The sequence below is a fragment of the Candidatus Seribacter sulfatis genome (assembly GCF_964187635.1).
Taxonomy (GTDB): domain Bacteria; phylum Verrucomicrobiota; class Verrucomicrobiia; order Opitutales; family Seribacteraceae; genus Seribacter; species Seribacter sulfatis.
In genome coordinates, this window is the sequence record NZ_CAXLMO010000101.1 from 1 (window position 1) to 6,205 (window position 6,205).

Sequence of the window (6,205 nt, forward strand, 5' to 3'; positions counted from 1 at the left end):
GGAATTGGAAAGAAAACCATTGTTTGCACTGTCAGTGCTGGAATATGCGGTTCCGGCCAAGCCTGAGCTTTCCAATACCGGCGTATTCAGGGCGGTGAGATCATTGTTTAGCGGGCTTGAATCCTCTGCGTTTCCGCTCGTCTGTTCCAGGTGATAAACCCCGAAGTAATCCTTCCACACACTTCCATCATTGGCATAGGTGGGAAGACCTGCGCTTGGATTACCCCAGTACATTGTAATGTTTGCATCGGATTTTAAGGCGGGCACATTGACCCAGATTTGAGATTCGCCGGATGGGTTCCAATTGGCAATTTCGTACTTTAACTCGGCACCATGTTTATCGATAAAGCGAAGATCGCTTCCGTTGGATCTAGCCTGTGCATAACGGAACCCAGATGCACCTAATCCTGTTGAATTGTCCTCGGAAAAACGCACCAGCATATTCCAGTCTTCCACGGTTGAGCCACTGTAATCGGTGGTGAAGGGGAGGGCATAGTTCCAACCAGAGTAGTCGTTAACTGTAAGGGTAATGTCTTTTACGGCTGACCAATTATGATCATTCGACGTTGAAGAAGCTTTGAGCTGGAAGTTGTAGGTGCCTGCCGTAGAGGCTGAACCAGTTACAGTACCCACGGTATTACTAGCCATATTGAGGGATAGCCCGCTGGGTACATTTAGTAATTCGTAGAAGACCGTGGCATCATGCCCAGTTACCCCATAGGCAGTAACCGAACTCGCTTGGTATGATATTGATTTATTGGTTGAACCACTGAATGTGGATGGGCTGGTGATGGCTAGCTTTGGCTGCCCGATATCCCCACTGCCATTATTGCAAATAGCAGCAACCTCAGCGGCTGTAAGTACGCCACGGTAAAAGCGCACATCATCAATCTTGGGATAAGACGATGACGAATTGATATTCGGATCACCGAGAATTAGTCTACTAATGGAGTCAGTGATAGAACCCGATTGACTGGTCGTACCCACTTCCGCACCGTCGATATAGATCTTTTTATTTCCCCCGCCAAAGGTGGTGGCAAGGTGGTGCCATAGATCATCATTCATGGGCACAGGTTTGGTAAATTTATCTCCTGCACCAGATAAATTCAGGGTAAGGTCATCTGCTCCAGAAGGCCCGCGTTCAATGGCCCAACCGCCGAAGCTAGGAGTGTTCGATTTGTGTGCATGCCCACTGGGAAGTTCGCCCTGTAATCCCCATTTGTGAGCGAGGTAGCCCTCCACTTTAAGTTCATCCGTGCTGCTTAACTTGTCGTTAAAAATTAAAAATTCGGAAAAATTGATGTTGTAATTTTTCCCAAGCTTTACCGATTCATTAGGCAATGATTTTAAAGCACCCGTTACGCTTCTGGTGTCTGTTTGAGTACCATCGACTCGTCTAGTTATGCTACCCGACCCATATGACAAATTAAGTAGACCACCCGTTGCAGATTTGAAGGAATTATTTTCTGCATGTTGGTTTTCCTGCCAATAATTTGTTCCGGAACTGTTGGTTGCCGAAAAAAATAATTTTTGCGGATCATTCCATGAAATACGGCAAGAAAAATGCCATGCGGTATTAGCAGCACTGCTTTCATTCGTTGTTTTACCTAAGATTCTTGTCCAATCTTTTAAATTACTTTTCATGACAACGAATACATGGAGTTTATCCCAACCATCAAAATCAAGACCACTGTTCTTGATCTCGATGTAGTTGCCGGTGGAAACCGTGGGTTTTCCGTTTAAACCAGTGGATTTCCAAATGGGTAACGAAGCACTTGAATTAGGTATTCCATGGTATCCCTTACCACTTTTATCCAACCACATAGAGATCGATTCATTGTTGGCCGGGGGAGAAACGATTCCCTCTACTTTTGCCATATGTTTGGGTTTATCTGCATCAAGCCAAGACATTAATTTGCCCATTTTGGTAGGGTCGAAGTCGTTCTTGGAAAGGAGGGTTTGGTTTGCCTCACTTGGCCAGCCTTTCACCCACATCGAGACAGAGAAATTACTGTCCCCATCAAACACATCCTCCGTACCACCGGTGGATACCGTGGCAAAGGTACCGTTGGAAAGGTCTAGGGATTTTCCGCTGCCCGATACCACATCGGTGGAGAAGGGATTACTTTTCGGTAGTGGCACAACTGATTTGTAGGAATGTCCACTATTCAAGCTGCCATCCAAGCCCCACTTGTGGGCCAGGTAGCCCTCGATTTTTTGGCGTTCAGAATCTAACTGCGGAGATGAAATAATAATCTCTTTGATATTCCCAGTGAAGCCTGATGCGAAAGTGGACCGTAAAACTCCGCCTATACAGAACCGATTTGTGGACATACTTCCTGATCTGGTGTAAGATAAAGAGCCCGGTGTGCCACCATTAACACGACCAACAATAGAACTGCCCGTATCCATCCAATGTAGAATTTTGTAGGAACCATCCATGGCCACATCGTTTAGAATAGCATTTTGGCTTCTCCTCGCGGAACCGGTGTCATTACGAAAGTATACGGCTAGACGGTTCTGGGGACTTTCGTTGGTAGTTTGAAAAGCGTAAATAGGATCACTGTCAGAAGAACTACCTTCGCAAATAAATCTAATGTCACTTTGAGAATTTCCAGAAGCCACAATGAAAATTTCTATTGAGCCGTTGGCATACATAAAAGGTGAGTCATTAAAAAGGTACTGAGACCCATTAAATGCGATAGATCCCGAAGAAAGAGTGGGTTTTATACTATCGGCACCAGACTGTGATACATGTCTGTTATTTCCGCTCTTGTCTTTCCATAGAGTAACTTTGTTATTATTGTGGGAAATGGTACTACTGTCCGAAGCATCCAGCCAGAGTTTTAAACCATCAAAATTTTTGGGGCTCAGGGTGAAATCTCCTTTCCCATGGTGGTTGTTTCCTGAGGAATCCTTTAAGTTGCCATCCAGTTTCCACCAGCCTTTGAGGTCACTGTTTCGGACGGGGTTATCCCGTACGGTACTGGTTACGGTAGTGAAACTACGGGTGGTGCTTGCCCATACATTACCTTTCCAGTTGGAGGCATAGGTACGGAAATAATAAGTCGTTCCCCCGGTAAGTCCGGTCAGAGATTTCCGCAGGGTGCCCACTTGGGCATTAGAAACGGTGAAGTTTGAGTCCCATGATGAGAGATTGGTGCCCCCGTCGTTGTCTCCCCAGTAGAAAATCAAATCGGTGGCGGCATTGCCGTTGTCGGTCAGTGTGGACTGAAGGTCGGCTGTGGTTGTTTTGACATTGGCAGTAGATAGGGAACCCAAAACAGGAACGGTTACATTGGTTGGAGTGGTGAAGGATTGAACCGAGCTCCAGGTAGTTTGGGAGGCTGGTGGGGTTATTCTGTAGGGATGGCCATTTGGAAGCGATAGCCCCCACTTATGAGCGAGATAGCCTTCGACTTTTTGAGATTGAATGGTGGATAGAGTACCCGAGTAGGCAATAATTTCGGCAAAGTCGCCGTTCCAATTAGCGTCACCATCACCGATTTTCCAGTCACTTCTTGAAGCTGGGGCATTGAAAGCAACCCTAACAAGTTTATGTTCTGAGAGAGGGGAAAAATTAATATATTCAGAACTGGGCGTACCACCGTTAATAGATGCATTTTCTCCCTTAATAGAGTTATTGCCCGCCCTTGCAAATATAACATGTTTTTTGTTACCAGAACTTGACCAACCACCCATCGGCCAATCCCAACCTCCAAAATTATTTCCATCCCTTGCATTGAGAACGAAGAAAAAGGTCTGCAAAGCATGATCGCCCGAAAGGGTCATGACATCGTTGCTTCCATCAAATCGAATAACTGGAAGAGCATTGAGAACAGAATTATTTAGGGTTGGTTGATAGTCAGAATTTGATTGAGTCGCATGGTTGTCGTTTCCACTTTTATCTGACCATGTAGATACTCTACCTGAGTACAGAGTAAGTGTACTGCTGTCTGCCGCATCCAGCCAAAGATTTAGGTTTGATCCAGAAATTCCTTTGGGGTTTAGTTTTCCCTGACTGCGAAGTCGATAATGATAAGTTTCTCCTGCGGTGAGTCCAGATATGGTGGTGCCGTAGAATCCTTCCTTGCCCGTGCCGAGTGGGGTGGCATTGGAATCCCAGTTGGATAATGTCTGATTACCGTCATTGTCTCCCCAGAATAAATCCACCACATTTTCCTCTCCTCCCGAGTGAGTGATTTCTCCCATTACGACAGCGTGGTCCGAAGCGGGTGAGGTAGTGGGGAAGGCAAAAGCGGGACCGGTGGGGTTACTGTCGTAGGGAATGGTGGTGACCGCCCGTTTGCCAGCAGCATTTTTTGCAATTACGGTAATGGAGCCCACTCCACCCACGGTGGGCGTACCCGAGATTTCGCCGGTTGCGGAATTGATGCCCAGTCCGGGAGTTAGGTTGACTGCCTCGTAATTGGCATTGGGAAAAGCCGCGGTTACGGTGGTGGATAGGGCAGTGCCTGTGGTTCCGCTTATCTTCGCGGGCAGGGTGGCAAATTCACCAATGTTTCCAATATCCCCCTTACCAAAATTGTAAAGTGCGGAGACCTGCGTGGATGTTAGCCCACTGGTGTAGAACCGGACCTCGTCCAACTTGATTCCGCTGTGCCTTGCAGCGGCGACCGTGCCCGCCGTATCATTCATGTCGGATGCACCGAGCAAAAGGGTGGCGGTGGTCGATGCAACAGAACCGGATGCGGAAGCCGAGGATACTTCCGTACCGTCAAGATAGATCTTGCGGGTGCCCCCGTCATAAGTCGATACGATGTGGTGCCATTGATTGTCTGTTGAGAGAGCAGTGGAATGGGAGGCTTCCTCGATTTCGCCGGTGCCTTTTATATTAGTAATCAAGGTGTTTTCTTTTTCTCCCCTTCCCACAGACCAACCCTTTTGGGTATTAAATAAGTGAGTGGCAGGTAAATTTCCAGTCATGCCCCACTTGATGGCCAGGTGGCTTTCAATGGTTTGGCGTTCGGTATCGCTGAGGGCATTACGAAATATGAAAATTTCTCCATAGAGCATAGTATTCATAAAAACGACTGAATCACTTGATGAGGAATTAAAGGCACTGGGAACGCCTGAAGTTTTTGTACCTGCACTACTTCCGTTTGCGTGCCAATTCATTTTCCCGGCAACACCGTCATAGGTAAAACAAACGATTTTTGGTTCCACATTCGCTCGGGTAATTCCAGTTGATTGAACATCTCCGGTTCCCAATCGAAAACCTTGGTTATATTGATTTTCGATCCGTCTTTTACCAAAAGTAAAACCATTTCCTTTTTTGATATTTTCTTCCCAGCTCCAACCCCCACTCGCCCATTTGTAAACAAATATAAGCGACATCGAGTTCCAGGCATCAAAAGCTGTGGCACTATTCGTGATAGTCAAATGACCTCCCGAATTTTTAACTGCTGGGTATTTACCCCATAGCCCTGCTGTATGATAGGATGGTGTTGCACTCGCTGTCGCATGATGCCCATTTCCACTTTTATCCGCCCAGTATTTTACATTGCTTCCATCGGTCGGTGTTCCAATTGCACCTGCAGATGTGCCTTTATCCATAGTATCAAGATCCTGAGCATCGAGCCATAATTTCATTGAGCTAATCGATTTCGGATTGGGCACTTCACCTCCTTTGGAAATTACTGGAGCGAAAGAATTGTCCGACCAGCCCTTGACCCATGCGGATACAGAGAATGAGCCGTTACCATCAAACACATCTTCATTTCCACCCGTGGAAATTTCCACATGCCCATCAACTAAATCGATGGCTTTACCGTTCCCGAATGGGGTGTCAGCAGTGAAAGAAGGGGTACCCGTACCAAGAGGAGGGGCTAGTTTGTAGGGATGACTGTTGGGCAAGTTGCTCATTAGTCCCCACTTGTGAGCGAGATAGCCTTCGATATTAAGAATTTCGGCATCGGACAAAGCCGTGTTGTAAATGAGGATTTCTCCCAGTTTACCTCTCCATTGATTCGTCGTTGTAGATCGATCATACCCAAAGCAATCTGCGTCCGAATTAGAGGTAGTTTGTACGCTAAGAATAGCCAATGAGTTCGGATATGAGGTGGTTTCTCCATTTATAATATTACCGTTTAAACGAGTAACCCCACCTTTAACTTGAGATGCAGTATGACTACCCCAAAAACGTCCGTTATTGTTGTTATGCCAATGAGGATGTTTGGTCGTA

The 6,205-nt window shown here is 46.5% G+C and carries 1 protein-coding gene; it reads right to left on the reverse strand.

Features of this window, described 5'->3' with window-relative positions:
* A partial coding sequence (locus ACKPQ5_RS09580) for a DUF2341 domain-containing protein (protein ID WP_407678884.1) occupies positions 1 to 6,205 on the reverse strand: 6,205 nt, incomplete at both ends.